The sequence below is a fragment of the Acinetobacter sp. PK01 genome (assembly GCF_022819285.1).
GTDB classification, from domain to species: Bacteria; Pseudomonadota; Gammaproteobacteria; order Pseudomonadales; family Moraxellaceae; genus Acinetobacter; species Acinetobacter tandoii.
Window position 1 is genome coordinate 2,137,112 of the sequence record NZ_CP094643.1, and the last position, 23,234, is coordinate 2,160,345.

23 protein-coding genes are annotated in these 23,234 nt (G+C 38.4%); 4 read left to right on the forward strand and 19 right to left on the reverse strand.

What is annotated here, in order from left to right; all coding sequences use genetic code 11:
* Positions 1–51: 51 nt before the first annotated feature.
* From MP622_RS17425 to MP622_RS10175, 12 genes are all read right to left on the reverse strand, one after another.
* A complete protein-coding gene (locus MP622_RS17425; RefSeq protein ID WP_347881051.1) occupies positions 52–177 on the reverse strand; it encodes a YHYH domain-containing protein in 126 nt (41 codons plus the stop codon).
* A 78-nt stretch (positions 178–255) separates the two neighbouring features.
* The gene (locus MP622_RS10125) at positions 256–684 is read right to left on the reverse strand and encodes a YqaA family protein (RefSeq protein ID WP_243790782.1); all 429 of its coding nucleotides are present in this window, start codon (positions 682–684) and stop codon (positions 256–258) included.
* Positions 685–1,992 carry an MFS transporter gene (locus tag MP622_RS10130; protein ID WP_243790784.1) on the reverse strand — a complete coding sequence of 436 codons (1,308 nt, stop codon included), beginning with the start codon at positions 1,990–1,992 and terminating at the stop codon, positions 685–687. It lies immediately after the preceding gene.
* A gap of 79 nt (positions 1,993–2,071) precedes the next feature.
* Positions 2,072–2,716 (reverse strand): transmembrane anchor protein, encoded by a 645-nt coding sequence (locus tag MP622_RS10135; protein WP_243790785.1) that lies wholly within the window; start codon positions 2,714–2,716, stop codon positions 2,072–2,074.
* A 12-nt stretch (positions 2,717–2,728) separates the two neighbouring features.
* The gene (locus MP622_RS10140) at positions 2,729–3,442 is read right to left on the reverse strand and encodes a HupE/UreJ family protein (RefSeq protein ID WP_243790787.1); all 714 of its coding nucleotides are present in this window, start codon (positions 3,440–3,442) and stop codon (positions 2,729–2,731) included.
* 30 nt (positions 3,443–3,472) lie between these two features.
* A complete protein-coding gene (locus MP622_RS10145; protein ID WP_243790789.1) occupies positions 3,473–3,781 on the reverse strand; it encodes a hypothetical protein in 309 nt (102 codons plus the stop codon).
* A 50-nt stretch (positions 3,782–3,831) separates the two neighbouring features.
* Entirely contained in the window at positions 3,832–6,963 is a 3,132-nt protein-coding gene (locus MP622_RS10150) for a CusA/CzcA family heavy metal efflux RND transporter (RefSeq protein WP_243790791.1), read from the reverse strand.
* 12 nt (positions 6,964–6,975) lie between these two features.
* Positions 6,976–8,454 (reverse strand): efflux RND transporter periplasmic adaptor subunit, encoded by a 1,479-nt coding sequence (locus MP622_RS10155; RefSeq protein WP_243790793.1) that lies wholly within the window; start codon positions 8,452–8,454, stop codon positions 6,976–6,978.
* A 12-nt stretch (positions 8,455–8,466) separates the two neighbouring features.
* Positions 8,467–9,666 carry a TolC family protein gene (locus MP622_RS10160; RefSeq protein WP_243790795.1) on the reverse strand — a complete coding sequence of 400 codons (1,200 nt, stop codon included), beginning with the start codon at positions 9,664–9,666 and terminating at the stop codon, positions 8,467–8,469.
* A 47-nt stretch (positions 9,667–9,713) separates the two neighbouring features.
* Positions 9,714–10,163, reverse strand: a complete 450-nt coding sequence (locus MP622_RS10165; protein WP_243790797.1) for a hypothetical protein — start codon at positions 10,161–10,163, stop codon at positions 9,714–9,716.
* Positions 10,164–10,276: 113 nt separating this feature from the next.
* The gene (hisD, locus tag MP622_RS10170) at positions 10,277–11,569 is read right to left on the reverse strand and encodes a histidinol dehydrogenase (protein WP_243790799.1); all 1,293 of its coding nucleotides are present in this window, start codon (positions 11,567–11,569) and stop codon (positions 10,277–10,279) included.
* A 123-nt stretch (positions 11,570–11,692) separates the two neighbouring features.
* The gene (locus tag MP622_RS10175) at positions 11,693–11,962 is read right to left on the reverse strand and encodes a hypothetical protein (protein WP_243790801.1); all 270 of its coding nucleotides are present in this window, start codon (positions 11,960–11,962) and stop codon (positions 11,693–11,695) included.
* Positions 11,963–12,106: 144 nt separating this feature from the next.
* On the opposite strand from MP622_RS10175, the gene MP622_RS10180 reads away from it, so the two are divergent.
* Positions 12,107–12,790 carry a heavy metal response regulator transcription factor gene (locus MP622_RS10180; protein ID WP_243790802.1) on the forward strand — a complete coding sequence of 228 codons (684 nt, stop codon included), beginning with the start codon at positions 12,107–12,109 and terminating at the stop codon, positions 12,788–12,790.
* Entirely contained in the window at positions 12,780–14,189 is a 1,410-nt protein-coding gene (locus MP622_RS10185; RefSeq protein ID WP_243790804.1) for a heavy metal sensor histidine kinase, read from the forward strand. The genes MP622_RS10180 and MP622_RS10185 overlap by 11 nt, the downstream gene beginning before the upstream one ends.
* A 341-nt stretch (positions 14,190–14,530) precedes the next feature.
* Here the strand turns inward: MP622_RS10185 and MP622_RS10190 are convergent, their stop codons facing one another.
* The 5 genes from MP622_RS10190 to MP622_RS10210 form a co-directional block, all read right to left on the reverse strand.
* Entirely contained in the window at positions 14,531–14,758 is a 228-nt protein-coding gene (locus MP622_RS10190; RefSeq protein ID WP_243790806.1) for an AlpA family transcriptional regulator, read from the reverse strand.
* 68 nt (positions 14,759–14,826) lie between these two features.
* On the reverse strand, positions 14,827–15,756 hold the full coding sequence (locus tag MP622_RS10195; protein WP_243790807.1) for a hydrolase or metal-binding protein: 930 nt from the start codon (positions 15,754–15,756) through the stop codon (positions 14,827–14,829).
* Positions 15,757–15,876: 120 nt separating this feature from the next.
* Positions 15,877–16,920, reverse strand: coding sequence for a lambda-exonuclease family protein (locus tag MP622_RS10200; protein WP_243790809.1), 1,044 nt, complete (start codon positions 16,918–16,920; stop codon positions 15,877–15,879).
* Between the two features lie 149 nt (positions 16,921–17,069).
* Positions 17,070–18,122: a DUF932 domain-containing protein gene (locus MP622_RS10205; RefSeq protein ID WP_243790811.1), complete on the reverse strand. Its 1,053-nt coding sequence runs from the start codon at positions 18,120–18,122 to the stop codon at positions 17,070–17,072.
* A 47-nt stretch (positions 18,123–18,169) separates the two neighbouring features.
* Positions 18,170–18,487, reverse strand: coding sequence for a hypothetical protein (locus MP622_RS10210; RefSeq protein ID WP_243790813.1), 318 nt, complete (start codon positions 18,485–18,487; stop codon positions 18,170–18,172).
* An 814-nt stretch (positions 18,488–19,301) separates the two neighbouring features.
* On the opposite strand from MP622_RS10210, the gene MP622_RS10215 reads away from it, so the two are divergent.
* Positions 19,302–20,420, forward strand: coding sequence for a hypothetical protein (locus tag MP622_RS10215; protein WP_243790815.1), 1,119 nt, complete (start codon positions 19,302–19,304; stop codon positions 20,418–20,420).
* Positions 20,421–20,526: 106 nt separating this feature from the next.
* On the forward strand, positions 20,527–21,048 hold the full coding sequence (locus MP622_RS10220; protein ID WP_016167135.1) for a hypothetical protein: 522 nt from the start codon (positions 20,527–20,529) through the stop codon (positions 21,046–21,048).
* Between the two features lie 107 nt (positions 21,049–21,155).
* Here MP622_RS10220 and MP622_RS10225 read toward each other — a convergent pair whose 3' ends face one another.
* Together MP622_RS10225 and MP622_RS10230 are read right to left on the reverse strand one after the other, a co-directional pair.
* Entirely contained in the window at positions 21,156–22,022 is an 867-nt protein-coding gene (locus MP622_RS10225) for a hypothetical protein (protein ID WP_243790816.1), read from the reverse strand.
* Positions 22,023–22,092: 70 nt separating this feature from the next.
* Positions 22,093–23,034, reverse strand: coding sequence for an inovirus-type Gp2 protein (locus MP622_RS10230; RefSeq protein WP_243790818.1), 942 nt, complete (start codon positions 23,032–23,034; stop codon positions 22,093–22,095).
* Positions 23,035–23,234: the final 200 nt, after the last annotated feature.

A 23,234-nucleotide genomic window follows, 5' to 3' on the forward strand; every position in this document is an offset into this window, starting at 1 on the left:
TAAAAGCACAGTATTTGATATCGCTTAATACTGTGCTTATTTCACCCCGTATTAATGACAGTGATGATCACCTGTTTTACTGTTGGTATGGCAACCCTGTGAATTTGTACCACCCGAATGGGCATTTACATTTGTTACCGTAAGTATCAATAAAGAAAAAAATACAATTTTGTTCATAACACCCTCTTTAAAATCAATGTTAAAAATATAAAGAGACTAAACTGTATAATATTTAAACAAATATTCAAAATTTCATTAAAAAATTCCTAGATAAAGCAAATAAATAAAGACATATCTTAATAACTTTGCACAAGTAACAATGGATAAAAACTTAATAAACTTTTCTTTTAAAACGCCACTAACCAAGGTAATTGGATCACCAATAATTGGAACCCAACTCAGTAATAAAATTGATGAACCATATTTGGCATACATCGTTTGTGCTTTCATCAACTGTTTTCCAGAAACAGGAAACCATCTCTTATTCTTATAGTCTTCTAGCTTGCTACCTAGCCACCAATTAAGACAAGAGCCAAGGACATTCCCCACTGTAGCAACTAGGATGAGTAAAACAACAGAATTTTCACTAAGCACCAATAAGCCCGTTAAAACAGATTCAGACTGTAAAGGTAGTAACGTAGCAGCTCCAAAGGCACTCAAAAACAAGAATAAATACGCAATCATCTATTTAGGCCATTTCTGATGATGTTCATCAATCACATATTCATGTGCATGTTTGCCATCATGGTGATGATTGACCAAATGCTCATGATCAACAGGTAAATCATCATGAGAATGTGCCAATATTGAATCATCTTGTTTCGGCCAAATTACATAAGCAAAAGACATCGCCACCAAAGCAATCACTGCCATAGGGACAAACGTGAATAATGTACCCCAATTGGTACTTAACCAACCCACCAATGGATAAGTAATCAACCAACAAGCATGTGAAAACGCGAATTGTGCTGCAAATAATGAAGTTCTATTTTCACTAGATGCTGATTTTCGGATTAAACGACCTGTAGGCGTTTGAGAAACTGAATAGCCAATCCCTAAAATGAACCATAAGGCCAATAACCAATTGTACGACGCTACAAAATATCCGCAGAATAAACCAACTACTAATATAGCTGTTCCAGTTAACATGACAGAACGATCATTAAACTGGTCCAAGATTTTAGGCAATAAAAATGCTGCAAGCATTGAACCTAAACCAAATAACCCAAATGCCCAAGTTGTTGCATGTTCATTTAATTTGAATGTGGATTGAACCAATACAACGGTATTGACAATAACAACGGCACTCGCCGATGCAATAGCAAGGTTCAATGCCAAAAGTGCCTTTAGCCGCGGGGTATTAAAATAAATCTTCGCCCCTTGTTTGATACGGCTATACACCCCTTTAAATTCGGGAACTTTCGCAATAGGCAATTTAGCACTAACAACAAATAACGCAGAACCAATAAAGCCAATCACCGTACCTAAAAACAAATTATGATAGCTAATAAAAGTAAGAAGAAACCCAGCCAAGATTGGGCTAATGATATTTTCTAAGTCATACGCCAATCGAGAAAGTGATAAGGCATTGGTATAGTCTTTTTCTTCAGGCAACACATCAGGAATCATCGCCTGAAATGTTGGGGTAAAGGCAGCTGAGGCAGATTGCAAAATAAAAATTAAAATGTAAATTTGCCAAATCTGAGTGACAAAAGGTAAGCACAAAGCTGTTAAAGCTCTCAGGATATCTAAAGTCACTAAAACTTTTTTACGGGGAAGTCTTTCTGCAAATGCAGAAGCTATAGGAGCAACACCAATATAAGCAATCATTTTAATTGCCAGAGCAATTCCCAGTACTTGGGCGGCTTGATCCTTAGCAATGTCATACGCTTGTAGAGCCAAAGCAATGGTAATCAGCCCTGTCCCAATCAATGCGATGACTTGGGCTAAAAACAAATGCCTATACGTTGTATTTTTTAAAACTTCTAGCATTTTAGGGACTCCTTTTAGAACCTAATATTTATGCCAAATAAATCTCCTTGGAGTTTATTCCAAGGAGATTATCTCAAGCTTAAAAGACTTTCTTCATATCACTAAATTGGCCTTCGACTTCCAATGTCACAGAAACTGGATTTTCAGTACGGTTACGCCAGAACCAACCATGCTTACCATCAAAAGCCGCTTTTAAAACTCCTTGCTGCTGAGTTTCGTTACGCCCTTTGCCATAGCCATGATAGAAACCTTTCGGAGCACTAACAGGATCACCATGCGTGTCATAATTTAACCCACCACCTGACGTTGTCCATGTAAAATTTACGCTGGCACTTTGAGGCATTGCTAACTTAATCTCTGTTGCCTGCCCTGGTTTCAACTCAATCGTCATACTCTTCTTTTGAATTGCAGGCATTGACATTTTATCTGCTTCACCAATTGGTGTTGAAGACTGAATATGTGGATCAGCCGATTTATCTACTGTAGTTTCAACAGCTGATATTTTCGCATTATTTTCAGATTCTTCAGCTAAGGATTGCTTAATCTCACCCATCGTGGTTAAGCCTAAAACTTTACCCATGCCAGTTGGATCAATATTGTATTCAGCAGGCATAACTACTGTGACTAATACCACTACAGCACTTATTGCAGCAATCATGGTCGATTTAACAAGTTTCTTTGCAGAGGGTAATTCAACATCTTGTGGAATTTGAGCGTTGTACATATTTAAAAATCCTTATTGAGTGACGAAGCCAGTAAGCTGAAAGCCCACAAGTAAAAAGCCGAGGAACATTAAAAAGACGTTACTTTGATAAGCTGTTTTGAAGAAATAAGGCGTTTTACGCCAGATTGTCATTAACAGCAAAATCATCGCTAAAGCCATAAATTGACCCAATTCAACACCGATATTGAAGGAGATCAAATTCGCTAATAAACCATCTTCTGGTACTTCGTATTCTTGAATTTTTACAGCCAAGCCAAAACCATGAATTAAGCCAAAAATCAAAGTGGCAATTTTGGTATTTGGTTGAAACCCAAACCAACGCTGATACGCTCCTAAATTATCTAAGGCCTTATAAACAATAGAAAAACCAATGATTGCGTCAATAATGTAAGCATTCATGGAAATGTTGTAATACACCCCAACCAACATTGTGACAGAGTGACCAATCGCAAAAAGACTGACATATAGTCCTATATCTTTCATGCGATATAAAAAGAAGATAATCCCTACTAGAAACAACAGATGGTCATAACCAGTGACCATGTGCTTCGCCCCTAAATAAATAAAGGGGATAATGTGGACGCCGTAAATTTCTTGTATATATCCCTTATCACCTTCCGCAACACCATGTGCGAAAAGTACAGGACTTATCAGAACAGTACTTAAAGCAATAAATATCTTTAAATATGTTTTTAGTTTCACCCAATGTGAATCAATAAATTGCATGTAAATCAAACTCCAAAGTTAAATCAAAAATTAAAAATTGATCGCTGCCTTTGGTGGTTTGAAAATGCGGCTGATGATGAGATAAAGATAGGCTTTTACCCAATCAACCATCAATATACCTACGAGGATGAATAATAAGCCTATTGGATGACTAGACTCATAATCCCCAAAATGTTCATGAAAATTATCATGATGGATATGACTTTGTTTCTGCTGTATATCGTGAGAATGCACAAGTTCAGCTGCATAAGCAGGATGATCCTGATAACGAATTTCAGCGTTATGTGCATTAAAATGTAGGCACAGCGAGAGGCTGACAATGCAGACTAGCCACATCATCTTAAACCTCAACCTCGTATCTCTCACCATGCCAATCATTGTTCTATGACTTATACTTCTTGTTGCTCAGTAAAATCATCAGCTTCTTTTTTACGACTTTGGTTAAACCAAACATATAACGTTGGCAAAATAATCAAAGTCAGTAATGTCGAAGAAATGATTCCACCAATAACAACTGTTGCAATCGGGCGCTGTACTTCTGAACCAATCCCCACGTTAAGTGCCATAGGGATGAAACCAAGTGAAGCAACTAAAGCTGTGATCAATACAGGTCGAAGTCGTTCTAGTGCTCCATGTCTGACAGCATCAACTACACTTTCACCTTGGTTTCTGAGTCTTTGAATTGCTGAAACAAGGACTAAACCATTCAGCACTGCAACGCCAGAAAGTGCAATAAACCCAACAGCAGCAGAAATTGAGAGTGGGATATCTCTCAAAGCTAAAGCAATCACACCTCCTGTTAGTGCAAATGGAACTCCTGTAAATACTAAAATACTATTTCTTACATTACCTAAAGCCATAAAGATCATTGCAAAAATCAGTATTAAAGCGATCGGAACAACAACCATCAGACGGTTTGAAGCAGATTCCATTTGTTCAAAAGTACCACCCCAAGTCAGCCAGTAGCCTTCAGGTAATTTGAATTCAGCATTTAGCTTAGACTGTGCTTCTGCAATATAACTACCAATATCTGTCCCACGGACGTTAGCGGTGATAACAACACGACGTTTACCATTTTCACGAGATATTTGGTTTGGTCCTTGAACATTTTTTAATTCAATCAATTCAGATAAAAGTACGCTTGAACCATCTGGTAAATTCACTGGGACTTGATAGAGTTTTTCCAAGTCGGTAACCGAGTTTTGATCCATTCGAACTACAATATCGAATTTACGATCGCCCTCGAAAACCTTACCCGCTGTTTGTCCTGTAATCAGGCTTGAAACCTGTTTCTGTACATCCTCAGCATCTAAACCGTAGTTAGCGATCATGTCCTTTTTGAGTTCAACAGATACCATTGGTAAACCCGACATCTGTTCCACTTTCAAATCAGCTGTACCATTCACACCACCAAGAATCTTGGCGGCAGCATTTGCTGATTCGAGTAACTGATCCATATCGTCACCGTAAATTTTTACAGCAACATCAGTACGAACACCTGAAATCAATTCATTGAAACGCATTTGAATCGGCTGAGTGAACTCATAGTTATTGCCATAAACCCCTTTAGCCACTCGCTCAATATCAGCAACCACTTCAGCTTTGGGTTTTTTCGGATTTGGCCATTCACTGCGGGGTTTTAACATGACAAAATTATCTGCCACGTTAGGTGGGACTGGATCAGTTGCAATTTCTGCTGTACCAACTTTGGCAAACATCGTTTTAACTTCAGGAATTTTGACGATTTCTTTTTCAAGTGCATATTGCATTTCAACAGCTTGTGTTAAAGATGTACCCGGAATTCGAAGTGCATGTAATGCCACATCACCTTCGTCTAAGGATGGAATAAATTCAGAACCTAAACGAGTTGAAAGACTGGCACTAAACACAAAGAACACTGCAACAAATGCAATTAATGAATATCGATGACTCAGAGACCATTCAAGAATTGGGTTATAAAGTTTCTTAATGCCATGAACAATTTTAGATTCTTCTTCTTTAACTTCACCTGTCGTCACCAATGCCACCATTGCAGGGACAAAAGTGATCGAAAGAATCATCGCAGCCACAAGAGCCATAACTACTGTTGCAGCCATCGGCGTAAACATTTTACCTTCTACACCTGTTAAGGTCATAACAGGTAGATACACCACAATAATAATCAACTGACCATACAAAATAGCCTTACGTGATTCTTTAGTCGCTTCAAATACCGTAGTAAAGCGTTCACTTCGAGTGAGTATGCGACCCAACTCTTTTTGTCTCATGGCTAATTTCGCCAGAGATGCTTCAACAATTACGACAGCACCATCAACAATAATCCCGAAATCCAGTGCCCCTAAACTCATCAAGTTTGCACTGATTTTTTGATTCACCATACCTGTAATGGTCATCAACATAGACAATGGAATAACCATTGCGGTAATTAATGCCGCGCGGAAATGCCCTAGGAACAAGAATAGAACTACGATGACAAGAATTGCACCTTCAAGTAAATTCTTCTTCACAGTTTGAATGGTTGCATCAACCAAAGTAGTTCGGTTGTATACCGCTTTTGCCTCAACACCTTCTGGCAAAGACTCTTGAACTTTCTGTAGCTTTTGATCTACCGCATGAGCAACATTTCGTGAGTTTTCACCAATCAGCATGAATGCAGTACCAAGGACAATTTCTTGTCCATCTTTAGTTGCTGCACCAGTACGCAACTCATGGCCAATCGATATTTTTGCCACATCTTTCAGTCTGAGGATATAACCATTACTGGTGGTAATCGGAATATTTTGGATTTGTTCAATCGAGCTGATTTGAGAATCAGAGCGAATCAAATACTGTTCGCCATTTTTCTCAATATAACCTGATCCTTTGTTCATGCTATTTTTAGAAATAGCATCCAAGATAGCTTGCTGATCTAATCCAATGCTACGTAAATATGCATAGTCAGGCTGAACTACAAATTGTTTTAAATAACCGCCAATCGTATTGATTTCATTCACACCTTCAACATTTCGAAGCTGTGGCTTAATTACCCAGTCTTGCAGGGTTCTTAATTCAGTTGGTGATAATGGATTTGGATTATTTTTTGCATTCTCAACGGTGTACATAAAGATTTCACCAAGCCCAGTTGAAACAGGCCCCATTGAAGTCGATATGCCACTTGGTAGTGTTGGTGTCACCCCTTGCAACTTTTCATTCACAAGTTGACGGGCAAAATAGATATCCGTTCCTTCCTTAAAAATGGCTGTGACCTGAGACAAGCCATATCTTGAAACAGAACGTGTGTATTCAAGATTAGGAATACCTGCCAAAGCTGTTTCAATTGGATAGGTAACTTGAGACTCCATCTCCATTGGAGATAAGCCTTGCGCTTCACTGTTGATTTGAACTTGTACGTTTGTAATGTCAGGGACAGCATCAATAGGTAGTTTAAAATAGTTATAAACACCCAATGCTGCTACAGCTAGAAAGACTATAAGTACCAGCCAGCGACTCTTAATCGAGAGCTTAACAATTTGGTCAAACATGGTGACTACTCCTTAGTGATCATGAGTAGCGCCAGATTTACCTAGCTCTGCTTTTAATAGATATGAATTACCTGCTGCATAAACCTGACCTTCTTTTAAGCCCGATTTAACCTCAACAAAGCCATTATATTTTTCACCTAACTCTAATGGGCGTGCCTCAAAATCATTGCCTACACGGATAAACACGACATCCCAATCACGGAAGTTTTGTAATGCATCTTCACGTACAACCATGGCTTTCATACTTTGGTTTTCAAAGATCTTAGCCGTGATTAACTGACCTGAACGCCATTTGAATTGGTTAGCAATTTCAATGAAGACTTGAGCAGTACGTGTTTTAGGATCAATCACATCACTAATGTATCTAATCTTACCCAGTGCTTCCTCAGTACTTTCCTGCACTTGAGGTTTAACCGTTACTTTTGCATTTGGATTAATCACATTCAATTTATCTGCTGGCACATTGACCACTGCAAGCAACTGTGAGGTATTGGCAATTTTGAATAATGGCGAAGCTGGTGTGACATTTGAACCTACAGCACCAAGTACCTGTAAAATCGTGCCAGACATTGCCGCTCGCACTTCAATCGTGCCGCTTCCTGAACCTCCATAAGAACTAATTAAGCTATTCAATTCATTGGCACGAGTCTGAGCATCATCAAACTCTCGTTTGGCATTGATATAATCAATTTCAGGCGAAACGCGTTTTTGGAATAATACGCGCTCTTGCTCCATTTTCTGACGTGTAAATTGCAAGTTATCCATCGCAATAGAACGTTCAGCGTTTAAGCGGATCAAATCTTGGCTTTGTACTGTAGCCAAAAGATCACCTTGACTCACTTTATCACCAATCGTTCGATAAGTTTTGATTAGTGTTCCACTTGCTTTAGGTGTAATAAAACTTTCAAAATTATCGGGAAATTTAAGCTCGCCTTTGAGCTCAAGTGCATTTTCAAACATCATTGGTTCAACTTTAAGAAGCTCTAAGCCACTACTCTTGATACTGCTATCAAGCATGGTGACACGGCCCTCTTTTGTATCCCACTTCCAACTATGCTTTTTACCTTGATAATCAACATTAATGACCATCAGGAATGAATGTGGCTCATACACAATTTCATTGCCAATCAAGTAATCGCTTTCAGGCTTAAAAGTGATAGTTTGTTCTGCATCTAAACGCTTAATAAAAATATTGGCATTAATTTCATTTGGTTTTAATGGTTTATCTTTAAAATAGCCATAAACACGTAAATGTGGTTCAACACCTTCCTCAAAAATCTTCACTTCAGCAGAGAAATCACCATCACGGTATAAACGGCCACCATGTGGTCCTTTTTCATCACCAGCGACTGCAACTTTCTCTTCAGTTGCTTCCCCATGTGCTGATGAAGATTGTGATTTATTACTTGTTTTATACCAAGCCAATGCACACAGTACGATCAGTAAAGCTATTGCACCTGTAGCCACAATTTTATTTGTTGGTTTGTTCATCATCATTCACCCTTATTCTTGATTTAAATTGGTCACATAATTTCGTTCAACTTCTGCAATTTGATTTTGCAAAGCTAACCACAAATCAAAACGAGCAAGATGTTTGTCCAACCAGATCTGTTTAATGCTGTTAAATTCCAATAATGAAATTTTCCCTGCTTGATAACCCATTTCAGCGATACGTAAGCTTTCTTTGGTGGCAGGTAAAACGGTTTGATCAAATTGTTTAATTGAATCAATCAAATTAGAGATTTCTATAGCTTTGTTATCTAAATCAATTTTAGAGTTACGCGTGACCAATTCAGAACGTGCTTCAGCATTTGTTCGTTCTGCCAGAGCAAGTGCGATGTTTCCCTTATTACGATTAAAAACCGATAATGGAATAGATGTTGAGACCAAAAATACTTTGTCGCTGGTTTCTTGATAGTTACGTACACCTACCCCCAATGTGATGTCTGGCACAGCTTCTTTTTTCGCGAGTTCAAATTGCGTCTGGGCTAATTGCTTTTTAAGCGATGCTTCTTGCTCAGATAAACTGACTCGATCTGAAAAATTAATACTCAAAGGAACTTCTATTGCAGCTTCAGGAAGTGCCGTGACAAATTTTCCACAGAGATTTTTTTGGAATTGAACTTTTTTAAGTTCATTTTGGTGACGTAATCTAGCCTCAGAGGATAAAGCTGAGCTCAGTTGCACATCTGATGGAATCACCCGTCCAAATTTTAATTTCTCATTTAATACATTCGCTTGGCGTGCATTTAACTTACTTTCAGCAGCAAAAATTCCAGCACGTTGCGAAGCAGCATACCAATTTGACATACAAAGACGTAAATCAGCTTTTAAGTCAGCCTGTCTTTTCACAATTTCAAACTGATTATTATTTCCCTGAAAACTAGCTAATTGCTTACGCAAAGCAAGTTTGTTATTCAGTGGAATATCCTGTGATAAACCAAGCATTGTCGTTGGCCCATCTAGGTCTTTCAGTTTTGAATTGCCAAGATTATCCAACTCAATATTAAAAGTCGGATTATTGAACCGTCCTGCATATTTTTGATTTACATCATAAGCCTGCTGTGATTGTTGCAAACTTTTCAAGAGTGAATCATTTGAGATTACCTGTTGTTGTAGCTGTACATAATTTGTTTCTGCAAACAATTGCGATGCCGTTGCTACTAACCCACAGGTAAGTATTACCTGATATTTTTTAGACATGACTATACCTATACAAAAAAATGAAAAATATTTTTTGTATAGTTAAATCAATTTCTTAGAACGATAAGAGTTTTAGTAAATGCGTAGGAATTACAGAGAAAGCTAATCCTTTTCCTAAGTTTAAAAGACCGAATTGGACGTTCAAATAAACCTAAAAATAAGAGGATTAAAGGTAAAGCAAAACTGAGGAAAAAGACTGGATCAATTGAAAAATGATCATCAGCCTGAATTGGCTTTACTGAGTGATGAAATGCGGGTTCATCATAACTTGTCCAGTTATGATTTTTTGTATCTTGGTCAGCAGTATTTAGAATTTCATCGTGATGAATTAATGACCATTGGCTAGAATCTTCTGTTTGTACAGAAATACTCAATTCATGATGGTGATCTAGATTTTTTGCTATTACAGGCGCCCACGTATAAATCCCCGTCGTTGTTATCGCGAACAAAAACAGGACTGATACGAGAATAAGTTTTGTAAACTTATTAAACGGCATATTGATCACATCATTTTATGATTGGCAAAGAATACTGAATCAAATTTAAAAAGTAAATCGTTCACCAATGAATTTCAAATAGGCAAAATCAACCGATTTCGCCATACACTTTGTTAAATCCGATATCTTGCTGAACGTGCGTGTGCATCTAAGTTTTCACATTGGGCAAGTACATCAGCCGCTTGGGCTAGAGGTTTAGCGCCCAGTTCAGAACACATAATTAAACTCGATCTTTTTTGGAAATCATAAACACCTAAAGGTGATGAAAATCTCGCAGTGCCAGAAGTTGGTAGTACATGGTTTGGGCCTGCACAATAGTCTCCAAATGCTTCAACTGTAAATCTCCCCATAAAGATTGCCCCAGCATGGCGAATTTTCACTGTCATTTCTTCTGCAACAACCTGATCAACACATAGCTGAAGATGTTCAGGAGCAATTCGATTAATGACTTCTACCCCTTTCTCTCGATTTTCAACAAGTATAATTGCTCCTCTCGCTTCAATTGAGGCTCTGGCAATATCTTGTTTAGGCAAATCGTCTAAATGTTTATGCAAAGCATCATGTACAGCCTGAGCAAGATCTGGTTCAGGTGTAATAAAAATTGCTTGTGCAATAGGGTCATGCTCTGCTTGTGATAATAAATCCATCGCAAGCCAATCAGGATCTGTACCAGATTCAGCATAGATAACAATTTCTGAAGGCCCAGCAATCATATCTATTCCTACCTGACCAAATACTGCCTTTTTTGCAGCAGCAACATATTTATTGCCCGGCCCTGTAATTTTATCAACTTGGGGAATTGCCCCAGTTCCATACGCCAATGCTGCTACTGCTTGAGCACCACCAATTGTAAACACCCGATCAACACCTGCTAAATATGCAGCAGCCAATACAAGTGGATTTAACTCTCCTCTAGGTGCAGGAACCATCATGATAATTTCATTTACACCCGCAACTTTTGCTGGAATTGCATTCATTAATACAGATGATGGATAAGATGCTAGACCACCCGGTACATAGATACCGACACGATCTAATGGTGTAATTTTCTGACCTAATACATTTCCGAATTCATCCTCAAATGTCCATCCCTCTTGCACTTGGGCTTTGTGAAAATTCCAGATTCGTTTAGAAGAAAACTCAAGTGCTGTTTTGACTTCAATTTCAAGGTTTTCGAACGCCGTCCTTAATACCAATTGATCTAAACATAAATCTTCAAACTTTTGAGCAGGATGTTGATCAAACTCCTGTGTCAATTTCAATAAACACTCATCACCACCATGTCTCACGTCACTAATAATTTGATCAACCGTTTTTACTAATTCAGATTCATTAACCGTTTCAAAGCTCAGTAAGCGCTTAAAATTTTCTTCAAATTCAATTTCAAGGGTATTTAGAATTCGCATTTAAAAACCTCATCTACAATGATGGGAAAATTTCTTGGGCAATTTACACACATACTCTATATATGCTGATAAATCAGCTTTTTTCAACACGTGTATCTATGTGCTTCAGTAAAATGAAAATTACTACCTTGATTCTAAAAGTACACGAATAGAATCTCTGTAGGCTTTAATTTGCTCGTCACTTAGCACTACGTCAGTCTTAACCATTTGTTCTTTAGATTGATTCAATATTGACTCATTTTTACGTTTGTCATTCATCTGCTGATTAGATTGATTCGTAACTTTCTTGCTATCCTTTTGTTCTGAATCAATATTTTGAGCAAATGCTGAAATCGAAAACACTATCATTGCAATGGATATTAGCAACTTTGCAAGGTCATGTAAAATATACATAAGTCATTCCAACACTAGAGTACTAAAACTCTATACCAATGGTTTAGACATATTGCTGACCTCAAAATTACAATTTTGTCATTTACCCAATTTTCACCACATTTAAAGGTAAAATTATTTTATTCATTTTTGGAAGGTTTACTGATGCGTATTCTACTTGTTGAAGATGAACAGAAAACAGGTGATTACCTGCAAAAAGGCCTGAGAGAAACGGGCTATATTACCGACTGGGTTCAAGATGGTGTTACAGGATTACACCATGCAATTACTGAAACCTATGACCTAATTATTCTAGATATCATGTTACCCAAATTGGATGGCTGGAAAATACTGACTGAAATTCGTAAAACTCATGCGACTCTTCCTGTTTTATTTTTGACTGCTAAAGATCAAATTGAAGACCGTGTAAAAGGGCTTGATCTTGGTGCTGACGATTATTTAATCAAGCCATTTGCATTTGCTGAACTCATTGCAAGAATTAAGACTCTTTTACGAAGAGGTCAAATTAAAGAAGAACCCACTTTTTACACAATTGCAGATTTACATGTGGATCTAATCAAGCGACGGGTTATTCGCTCAGGGCAACGCATAGATTTAACAGCTAAAGAATTTGCTCTACTGGAACTATTCATGCGACGACAGGGAGAGGTGTTGCCGAAGTCTTTAATTGCTTCGCTGGTATGGGACATGAATTTTGATAGTGATACAAATGTTGTAGAAGTTGCTATTAGAAGGCTTCGTAACAAAATTGATGCTAACTTTACGCCCAAACTGATTCAAAACATTCGAGGCATGGGCTACGTTTTAGAGATCGAAAATGAGCAATAAACTTTTCCAATCTATTAGTTTTAAGATTAGCTTCATCTCGACCTTTTTTACAATTTTAGTTCTAGTCATTATGGGACTAGCCATTAATCATCATGTGATTAGGCATTTTTCAGAACAGAATAAAAGGCAATTAGAAGGTAAAATTCAACTTATAAATAATTTGCTCCAACAAAATCCTCATAATTTTCAAAAAAATTTAGATGAAGCGTTAGTTGGTCATGAAAATCTTTCAATTCAAATTACGCTTCCTGATGGCAAAATCCTCTATCAAACAAAAAAGCTGTCAATTGACTCTAATGCACTAAATACAAAAAACAATACTCCATCTAAATGGGTGACTTGGCAAAACAATTCACATAGTTACCAAGGTATTATTTTAAACAAAGACATCCTTTGGGCGAATAAGGTTCAAACAGTTCAAATCATTGCGGGTATTGAGATTACAGAAAATTTTGAATTTATTCATTTCTTTAAACAAAAACTCGTATTGATCGGAATTGTAGGCACAATTTGTCTAATGTTTCTTGGATGGTTAGCCACTTGGCAAGGACTAAGACCAGTCCGCAGCATGGCAAATATTTCTAAGAGCATTAATGCTAATAATCTTTCAGATCGCTTAGAACTCAAAAATCCCCCCATTGAACTAATTCCCCTTGCAACTGCATTTAATGAAATGCTAGATCGTTTAGAAATTTCAGTTGAAAAACTCTCCGCATTTTCAAGTGACTTAGCTCATGAAATTAGAACCCCAATTAATAATCTCATGATGCAAACCCAAGTGTGTATAACAAAGCAAAGAGATATTACAGAATACCAAGAAGTCCTTTTCTCAAATCTTGAGGAATATGAACGTTTAGCAAAAATGGTCTCAAACATATTGTTTTTAGCTAAAGCAGAACATGGTATCAACCTACAAAATTTAAAAACTACGTGTCTAGAAGATGAGGTTTCAAAACTTTTTGAATTTTATGATGCTTTTGCAGCAGAAAAAAATATTGAGATGAAACAAATAGGTCATGCCACCGCAAAAGTAGATCCCGCAATGATAAGCCGAGCATTTAGCAACTTAATTTCTAATGCAATCAAATACGGTAGGTCTGATTCAGAATTAATCATTGAGCTCAGTGAGGATAGCCATGAGTCAATGATACAAGTGAAAAATAAAATTCCACATGAAATGCAGGCATTAACACAAACACAACTTTCTCGCTTTTTTGATCGTTTCTATCGACTCGATTCATCTAGACAACGTATAGAGGATGGAACTGGTCTAGGGCTTGCAATCACAAAATCCATTATTGAGATGCACAAGGCTAAAATTAATGTATTTTTAGAAAATGATACTATTATTTTCAGGATTATTTTTTACAAACGAATGTCAAACGGTTTTGTTGATTAAAGATAGGGTACATAACCTTTAATCAACGTATATTACTAATATTGTTTAAAATTTAAGATTTTTTCTGATCCGAGCAATTCAAAGTTTGCTGTTTTTCTTGATTCTTTTCAAGGAATCTTAAACCTCCGTCAGCATAACTCAGACTAACCACCGAGCTAATAGAAAACGCTAATAAAACCTTTAATAATACAGTTGTACAAAGCTTCATGATGTCACATCTCTCGATTTATATTAGTTTAAATATATACAAGCCAATCCAACACAATAGTGACTAGAAAATGACAATCTTGTCATTTAACTATTTTATTCAAAAAAATAAGGGAGCTTAAGCTCCCCGTGTATCAACGTTTAGCCAACTTAGACTCAATCCACTGATGAATTTCCCAAGCAGACCAGCCAACTCTCCCCACAGTTAAATGTACTTGTTTGGGAAAAGTTGGATCGTATTGCTTATGTTTTTCATTAACAATGTTATAAATCGTTGCACGACTTAGACCCGTGAACTGAATAACTTCCTTCAAGTTAATTATTTGATTCATTTGAAAAGTTTGTCCAACAAACGCATTCATGAAATTCACTCCAAATCAATAATGCGAGCGTTACTGCTCAAATAATCAGGAGGTCTGTAAAAAATTAACTAATTCACTGCCCTCACACTCCCCTGCAACCCTTTCTGTATATCCTGTACAAATCCATCATCCTGATTGGGCTTAGGTTTAGTCTTGGATCTCGAATCAATAGGCTTTTGCTCGACTTCAGAAGATTCTTCCGCATAGAACTCCTCAACCAAATCCAACCCTTCCTCCCCATCCACCTCAAATCGTGCATTGCCATAACCCTGCCGAGCTACCTGATCTAAAGCAACTTGATTAAAACCACACAACTTACTTTTCTGATCAATCTCCTTAGCGGTTTGAATTGCCTCTTGTAAATGAATGCCATCACGTAAAGTTAAATCCACGTAATACACAGGCGTACGATAGCTTTGCGTGGTGCTCTTGCCTCTCAAGCTCAATTGCAGAGGTAAACATGACAACAAACCATTCGATGCTGCATGGTAATAGCTGAGTCGAGCGGCCAAAGTACGAATACTATTAAAACCTGTGGTTCTAAAGATGAATGTGCCAAGTTCATCGGATTCATCTAAATTGACATACAAACGACCATAAGGCTTACAAAGTCCACCTAGTGCTAATGAGCATAGATCAGGTGATGGACATGGATGAAGTTCTACCCCTTGATTGGTCAGTCGCTGACAAGTTTCACCATTACCTACACACACGGGGCGACCTGTTTGTTTGTCAAATAAACTGTACTCTGCTCGTAGGTTCAGTTCAGGATCATTAAAGATCATCCGTACTGGAATGCTTCGCAGTTTTTGATTGGGTGCTTTAGCTCGAAGCTGCTCATCCAGTGGATGTTTCACCCAGCCCTCTTTATTTTGGATTTGGCTTGTAATGGTGAATTGATCATCCTTTTCGGGGACGCGTTTACCATTTTTCTCGACCATCTTACCGATACTGATCCGTCCGAGTATTGGCGGTGTAATTGCTAAACCTTTGATCATGTTGATTTCCTCTTTTGTATTAATTGAATAGGCATAAAAAAGCCCATGCTGTGAGCATGGGCTGATATGAGCTTGTGTGATTGAATTAATGGTTTGATGCTGATGTGGATAAAATCTGACTTATCCACCGTTGGCATAAATCTGAAAACGCCGTGTCCCTAACTTATGTTGCGGATACTGATTTAAATATTCAGGGTGTGAATCTAGTAAGGCCTTTGCATCTAAGCTGATCGAGTCCTTCGATTTTTTCCATGTAACTGAACCTGTTTTAAAGGTGGCACGTTCAGCCTCTTGCATTTTGGCTTGTAGCTGATGTTTAAGTAGGTCAAATTGCTCTTGGTGTTTTTCAACTTGATTGCGTACTCGGATCAGTTGTTCAAACTGCTGATTGGCTTGCTCATCTTCAGATAAGTCTGTGGTACTAAGCGGTACATGTTCTGGATATAAAAGTTGTAAAGCTTTGGCTGCCGATTCACTGGCATCCGCTTCTGGTGGTGTATCCTTTTCCACGCATTCCCAGAAGTAACGCTCGGCATTGACGATATGTTGAATCACCGATTCTGAACGGGTCACTTTAAAAATGCGTGTTTCATGTCCACACAGCAACACACAAATATGAGCAGCCTGTTTGCCTGTCACCGCCAATTGATGTTGCACCTGACACAAGACATATAAAGGCACACCATCTCGCCACAGCTTGGCGCCATACTCCCCTGCGGTTTTACACTCCAGTATTTGTACATCGGCATCCCCTACCACGGAGTAATCCAGATTAGCCAACATGAAATGTTTGTCTGGATCAGGGTGTTGTAATACCGCATTGACTCGACGCACTTTGTAATTGGTATGCATGCTGTAATATTCAGCCACCAATGGTTCAAGGCGTTTACCCCAATATAAAGGTGCATGGCCTTCGCTGTCCTCTTCAATGTTTTGTTGAATCCGTCCTGTCTTGATCATCCACAGTTCCAACATCGACATATACGGATTGAGTCCACAAGCTGCGGCACAGTCACTACTGCCTATGCCTTTTCTACGTACTTCTAGCCATTCGGCTTGCGTCATATTTTTAGTCTCTACGAAACGTTTTGCTGTAAACAGTTTCGGACGGTTAGCATGTATATTTAGTGTTGCATTTTTTGGATGAATTACGGCTGAGTTCATAGCGATTTCCTGTCATTGTTGAATTTTGGGTATAAAAAAAGCCGTGTCCGTAGACACAGCTTTGAATAAAAAGAGTTAAGACATTTGTTAGGTTGAGCGTTTCAGTATGGCGATGAGTCGGCTTAGGCTAATCAATAGAAGCTTTGAAATTAGGCCAACATGCGTAAAGCTTGTTCGAGTCCACGTTGCTTGAGACCTGCACCAGCCCCAAACCATGCTGAATCGAGACGGTGATCCTGACTCATGGCACGACGTTCATGGTCGCAGAACTCGGTAATTGAGCATAACAAACCATAAGCGGTGTCTTTGGCTGAGCTGAGTTCAGCCCCACGACCATGCCCATTAAACATGGTCATGACTTTAGACATCGCACGTCCATTTGGTTCAGTTTTATTCTCGGCTTTAGCTGTATTAATAGTTTGGTTCTGTGTGGCGACATTGCGATAGAACTGAATAATACCTTCATCCTGCTCGATTGGGCTTAGGCTAGTATTATTAAACACCGCATCAAAGTAAGCTGCCACTTCGGTCTGCGTGACTTTTCGTTGGCTGAGTTGTTTCATTTCATACATGTGATCCTCCCATGCACGCACTGAAATACCGAGTTGCTGTTTGATCTTCTGCGCATCGAACTTGGTGCTGTGTGGCACTTTGACCACGCCTGCACTGCTGTTTTGCCCTTTCAGAGCAATGGCTAAAGTGTTGTTACAGACCACACGAATACTGGTGAATTGTGCTGTGGTTGCAAGGGTCCCGTCACACGCCGTAGCCAAGAGGATGTAACCATTACTGACATCCTTACCTTTTAAAGCAGAAGTTTGCCCAGTTTTGGCTAATGCCCAGAACTTCTTACCTCCTTTCAGTACACCTGCGGTTTCCAGTTCAAAGCCTGATTGCTCTGTTAAATCACGATAGAATTCTAAAATCTGTTTCGGTTGCACTTCCTGATAGCGCTGGCTGACCACAGATAACGGGGCATGGGTATCAGAGCGATACAGTACTCGTTGTTCCTCATAGGGCATGATGATGCTTTGACCCCGTTGGTTTTGGGCCATGTAACTGACATCAGAGGATTCAATGCGCCAATCCATACCCGCTTGTTGTGCCCAGACTTCTATCGGTTGGTTTTGGGTCAGTTGATTACCTAAACCATGCCAAGGGGTTTCACCGACATAAGCCATTTGTTCAAGTTGATGTGCCATGGTTTTAATTCCTGTAAAAAGTTGAATTGCTGTAAAAGCTGAAAAAGTTAATTACGGATGCTTGGACTAAAATCGCGGTCACAGTCATTGCAGTAATAATGTCGGGTATAAACAGGATGCGAACTGTTTTGAACTTCATCCTCCGTTACCAGCATCCAAATGCCACCGATCAGCACCCCTACTAAGGCACCTGCAATCGGGGGGATGTTTAAACTTTTAGAAACACTGATGCCCAACGTCGCCAGTGCTAGAGGTGACATCACATTGTTTTGCGCTGAGGGTGAATGACTGTTAATCACTAAATGTTGTGGGGATTCCAGCAGTACCGTGTCTCGGGACTGGCAATAAGGACATGGCAAACTCATCTGAATAATTCCTGTAATAAAAAATGAGTGAAATAAAAAAAGCCTGCTTTGGGGGAAAGCAGGCAAAACGTGAATCGGGTTATTGCATAGGGCTGTTTTGAAGGAGCCACATGCTTCTCATTCAGATGATATGTATCTGTATTTTTTTAGAATGTGATTTTAATCGATGTTTTTTAGATCAATTTTAATGACTTGACATAGGGATCAATTGACCTGATTTTTATCAGCGATTATGATGCAAGGGCTGGCCTACATTGCCAGTCGGTTTTAGCAGACCGTTCATCTAGCGCATCAGGGTTTATTCTTCTGAGTATTCTCTACGTGCGTAAAACCTTCTCGTCCCCCTTTGCGGTAGAACGGGAGGGGGACGCGTTCGCGCGTGCTGGTTCTAGATGTCCAGTCTGCTAACCCCTTTTCGTTCTGCCACCATTATTTAGCAGTAATTTGGTAGAACTTCTATACATCTAGGAGTCATCTATGACGCTATTTAATTTGAGTACTTCCCCTGCACTCGCTTCATTTTTACATCATCTCAAACTTCAGCATTTCATTCCGATTCCAACTTTATTGTCTTGCCCTGTGTACTGATTGATTTCACCGCACTGATCAACCACTGAGTTTTTTAATTCAGGGGCTGCTTTGTGCTGGAACTACATTATGAAATTGATCGCACAGCTGATTTAAGTGGTCATTATTGTGCTCAGTAACAACATACCTAGGGCCTGTGACAGCCACGCAAAATGTATTTGAAATTACAGTCAATTTCATAATTAATTTTTAAAATTTTAAAAATATTTGATGGGGAAATAATAGGATGAAATACATTTCAATTGCACTGCTTACCAGCCTAGCTTTGGTCGGCTGTTCAAAACCACAAAATGATGTAAAGAATGAAGAACTTACTCAAAGTATTGAAAAAAAGTCATTGAATGATGATGCCCCTGTACAAACTGTTTCTTCTCCTTTGATTATCGCTCGAAATCAAATTACCCCTCCGCTGACAAAGACAGCAAAAGACTTTCAGGAATTAATAAAAGATGAGGGGTATTTTTCATTTTACCCTCCATATGAAACGATATCTGGGTTACAGATGTTTTTTGAAAATTCGGATACAGCAGACTATTGTGCAAATTGCGTGAATTTCCAGACGATTCTCAATGATTTAAGAAGTGTTCTGGCTTTAAAAAACAATCAAGTTCTGGTGATCGGGCATACAGGTCAACAATTTCCTGCATTCACCTTTGCTTTGGGTGACGATTATTCCTTGCGTGCAGCGCATGACACAGCAATCAATTATATAAGATCGACGATGCAGGTGATTCCACCGCAAAAAGATCAATTTGAAAGTACAGAACAATATCAACAACGTATCCAGACACTTCAAAATGAGCTAGATACTAAAAATGCCAATTTAAATTATGACTTGAAGCTTCTAGAAATCAGTTTAAATGCCACTTCTTCACAAAGTTTGTTCATGACAAGCAGCTATACACCGAATGATCGACCAAGTGGCCCAATTGATAACTTTGTTTACTATGATGCTGATTCGAAAAAGTTACATTTTGAGGACATGAATTTTTCATCTGATCTTATCGTCAATTTCACAGCCCCATCCACACCAGAGTTAGCACAAAAAATTATTACGGCTGGTGGACAAAAGTATGTCGGTTACATTTTTACCTTTAATAAGAACAAATTGGAGTTAGATAGCTTAGTCATTTATCAAACTAACAATACTCAAACTGGTTCAGCAAATGAGCCTATCGCAATACTTGAACCGAGCACGATGTCTTTTCAACGCAAACATTTCAACGGTATAGAAAATGCTCGATTAAAGAAGTTTGACGTCCCATTAAAAAAGCCAATTAACTTTGATTTTACTTTGGATAACTACACGCCGATTGAGAATGTATTTAAAAAGATCGGTGAGTAATTCTCAAACTTATCAAGATCAAGACATTGATTTTATTAACCATTAAATATACAAAAGTGGGATTCCCCCTTAGATCACCATATTTGATTAAGGACAGGTATTTATAATGAATTTTATTCCATCTATTTTTTTATCTAGTGTGCTGTTGCTGACTTTAACGGCCTGTAATTCAGGCAATGATGCGCCAAAGCCTAAAGATACCCAAACTCAAACAAGCGCTGCTGAGACTAGCACTTCTGCTCAGTCTGAGATGACCAATAAATCCGAGGATGATTTTGTCGTTGATAAATCATTTTTAGAAAATGGTGCCGATGCTGAGCAAGCACAAGAACTGTCACAGGAACCGCCATTACAAGAAGAATTCGAAGTCCGAGTTCGTCGTGATGAATCACAATATTCCATGACAGGCTATGTTGATAAACTCAATATCATGTCCCTGAATAATGATCCAACCAGTTTAACCAACGTATCAATCAACCGCGGTAATTGTAGAACCAAAGGTTTTTATGATTATCAAAATATGCGCTATGGCTCAGTGGCCCAAGTCTATCTCGGTTGTGCTGCTGAAAATGTGCGTGAGGTGACCATTACCACCAACAGCGGATTGACCTATACCTATAATTTTTAGTCATGAATCATAAGGCAGCTTTGTTTTCGCTCCTGTGTTAATGGGAATAAATTTATTCCCATTAGACTGTTGATCAATACATGTAAGAACAACATGTTCCTTTGTCTTTAAATCAAACTTAGGCCAATACGCTGACAATCAAAGGTTTTTCTACGATGCCTTGTCACTCTTAAATAATGATTTCGAGAATGGTTGTTCATGCGAGTTTTTACAGCTTGCAAAGCACGTTGAATCTGCTTGTCATCCAAACAATTTACTGGGATACCTTTCAAATCGTGTTCTTCAAATGAAACTGCTCCATAACCATTGGTTACGTCCAACCATTGTTCACCAATTCTGCGCGCATGATCCGCTAGAGTGACAGTTTGTGCCTGTCCAGCATAGATACAGAATAACTGAACATAGTAGCCCTGCTCTGGATCATGTTTGATTTGCCACAGCACCGAATGAATGGAACGAAACAGCTCAGTATCTCTGGAGCGAATTAACTTTAGGAAAGCACTGAGGTAAAGATCTAGATCATATAAGCGAATCACTGATAGCGCTTCAGGTTGAGTACCTAAATAAATTGGAAAGATGGTTAATTGATCTTGTTGTTGTATACATTCTGATAGGAAGCGTTCAGCCTTCTTCACCTCAGCCTTATGCTGCTTCTGATCGGCTTGATAATCCGCTTCAATCAACCCAGCTTGATCATGTACGTATTTGATAAAACCTTCCACCACATGATCAGGTAAGTCTTGAATAGAATCGTAGAACTTAAACGCATTGGCTTTAAAGATGATTTGCTCAAGATACTTAAACACAATAATGGCAGCGATGTAATTATTCCCGTCCACAAAGAAACGTCTGGATTTCTTAATCAAGGGAATGATCTGCTGTTTGAATTGTTCAACACTGATTTGATTGGCTAAGATTGCTTGAATAAAGTTTTCAATTTCACAAAATGTTTGAGATTCATTGTAAGTCGTCATGGTAAAACACATCCTAAGCTATTTATTTCATAGACTTAGGAGTGCCGTAACTTTTTAATGGTGATCTAACCTAGAATCCACATTGCTGTAAGGTTTGGGCAACACCTCTACGCCAATGCACTTCAAATTGGCCTGTTCCAAAGCTACGCATATACGGTATCTTTGCGCGTAAATGCTGTGCATACTTTTCAGGATTGACCAGATACATAGCAGCATTCAATGCATTACTGATTTCCAATGCAACATTGCACTGGATATGTCCTACTCCTAATCGATTAAGTTCCTTAAACTGCTGCTTATGATCCGTGGTATTACAATTAAAGTACCATCCCAGATTACCTGTAATACTTTGCCATAATTTCCCAACCTGATCAGCGAGATACCAGTCACTCAGACGTTTAGATGGATCATAAATTAGCAATAAATGGCAATGATAGCCTTTTTTTGCACCCTGCTCTAATGCCCATGCATAGCCCTGTAACCCCATGAAACATCCATCTTGATTAGCTATACGACTTCTTAAAATATCCATATGCTGTTGAACATCTTGAATGCCTATATAGACCTGTTGTTCTTCGAGATAACCCAAATCGACACGAACAAATAAAAGTTCAGAATAATGTGTAATGAGTTTAGTTAGATACTGATACAATGAATTTCGATTCTGCTGTTCTTGTTGGATGAAACGGGCTTGTTCTTTCCAGTATTCATTTTGATATTGATAGAGTATACAGCATAGGGTTTGAACTTGCTGAGTATTAAAATTTAAGATGTGTGATGCTGATTGACCATTTAGAAAATGATCAATCCAATACTTACACTGAATAAAATATTGAATGGATTCAGCGTAGTGAAGCTGTGCTGAATAGAAGTAATGAAAGGCTTCATATAATGTGCTGAGTGACTGTTTGAATTGTTGCTCATTCATCTGTTCAAAACAGACCTTATAAACAAAGTCTTCTATCGCAGTACAAAGATTAGATTCATTCCAGATCGGTGTTGTTAAATTCATGTTGTGATACTCATCATGTTAGGATTCATATCACAGCCCTGTCTGTAATCTTTTACTTATTCACCCATATATATGAGCAAAGAATCAATCAACAATAAAATAAGATATTGATAAGTATATAATTAATAATAGATATAATAACTTTAATAACCCGCTAAGCTCCATCTATGGCTTAACAACGAATTGGTTAGACCGACTGA

What these genes read in the sequence shown, in the direction of transcription:
- MP622_RS10145 (WP_243790789.1), bottom strand. Translation starts at nt 3,781, where the DNA reads ATGATGTGGCTAGTCTGCATTGTCAGCCTCTCGCTGTGCCTACATTTT.
- MP622_RS10185 (WP_243790804.1), top strand. Translation starts at nt 12,780, where the DNA reads ATGAGCAATAAACTTTTCCAATCTATTAGTTTTAAGATTAGCTTCATC.
- MP622_RS10165 (WP_243790797.1), bottom strand. Translation starts at nt 10,163, where the DNA reads ATGCCGTTTAATAAGTTTACAAAACTTATTCTCGTATCAGTCCTGTTT.
- MP622_RS17425 (WP_347881051.1), bottom strand. Translation starts at nt 177, where the DNA reads ATGAACAAAATTGTATTTTTTTCTTTATTGATACTTACGGTAACAAAT.
- MP622_RS10180 (WP_243790802.1), top strand. Translation starts at nt 12,107, where the DNA reads ATGCGTATTCTACTTGTTGAAGATGAACAGAAAACAGGTGATTACCTG.
- MP622_RS10155 (WP_243790793.1), bottom strand. Translation starts at nt 8,454, where the DNA reads ATGAACAAACCAACAAATAAAATTGTGGCTACAGGTGCAATAGCTTTA.
- MP622_RS10215 (WP_243790815.1), top strand. Translation starts at nt 19,302, where the DNA reads ATGAAATACATTTCAATTGCACTGCTTACCAGCCTAGCTTTGGTCGGC.
- MP622_RS10140 (WP_243790787.1), bottom strand. Translation starts at nt 3,442, where the DNA reads ATGCAATTTATTGATTCACATTGGGTGAAACTAAAAACATATTTAAAG.
- MP622_RS10205 (WP_243790811.1), bottom strand. Translation starts at nt 18,122, where the DNA reads ATGGCACATCAACTTGAACAAATGGCTTATGTCGGTGAAACCCCTTGG.
- MP622_RS10220 (WP_016167135.1), top strand. Translation starts at nt 20,527, where the DNA reads ATGAATTTTATTCCATCTATTTTTTTATCTAGTGTGCTGTTGCTGACT.
- hisD (WP_243790799.1), bottom strand. Translation starts at nt 11,569, where the DNA reads ATGCGAATTCTAAATACCCTTGAAATTGAATTTGAAGAAAATTTTAAG.
- MP622_RS10190 (WP_243790806.1), bottom strand. Translation starts at nt 14,758, where the DNA reads ATGAATGCGTTTGTTGGACAAACTTTTCAAATGAATCAAATAATTAAC.
- MP622_RS10225 (WP_243790816.1), bottom strand. Translation starts at nt 22,022, where the DNA reads ATGACGACTTACAATGAATCTCAAACATTTTGTGAAATTGAAAACTTT.
- MP622_RS10210 (WP_243790813.1), bottom strand. Translation starts at nt 18,487, where the DNA reads ATGAGTTTGCCATGTCCTTATTGCCAGTCCCGAGACACGGTACTGCTG.
- MP622_RS10160 (WP_243790795.1), bottom strand. Translation starts at nt 9,666, where the DNA reads ATGTCTAAAAAATATCAGGTAATACTTACCTGTGGGTTAGTAGCAACG.
- MP622_RS10125 (WP_243790782.1), bottom strand. Translation starts at nt 684, where the DNA reads ATGATTGCGTATTTATTCTTGTTTTTGAGTGCCTTTGGAGCTGCTACG.
- MP622_RS10150 (WP_243790791.1), bottom strand. Translation starts at nt 6,963, where the DNA reads ATGTTTGACCAAATTGTTAAGCTCTCGATTAAGAGTCGCTGGCTGGTA.
- MP622_RS10130 (WP_243790784.1), bottom strand. Translation starts at nt 1,992, where the DNA reads ATGCTAGAAGTTTTAAAAAATACAACGTATAGGCATTTGTTTTTAGCC.
- MP622_RS10230 (WP_243790818.1), bottom strand. Translation starts at nt 23,034, where the DNA reads ATGAATTTAACAACACCGATCTGGAATGAATCTAATCTTTGTACTGCG.
- MP622_RS10195 (WP_243790807.1), bottom strand. Translation starts at nt 15,756, where the DNA reads ATGATCAAAGGTTTAGCAATTACACCGCCAATACTCGGACGGATCAGT.
- MP622_RS10175 (WP_243790801.1), bottom strand. Translation starts at nt 11,962, where the DNA reads ATGTATATTTTACATGACCTTGCAAAGTTGCTAATATCCATTGCAATG.
- MP622_RS10200 (WP_243790809.1), bottom strand. Translation starts at nt 16,920, where the DNA reads ATGAACTCAGCCGTAATTCATCCAAAAAATGCAACACTAAATATACAT.
- MP622_RS10135 (WP_243790785.1), bottom strand. Translation starts at nt 2,716, where the DNA reads ATGTACAACGCTCAAATTCCACAAGATGTTGAATTACCCTCTGCAAAG.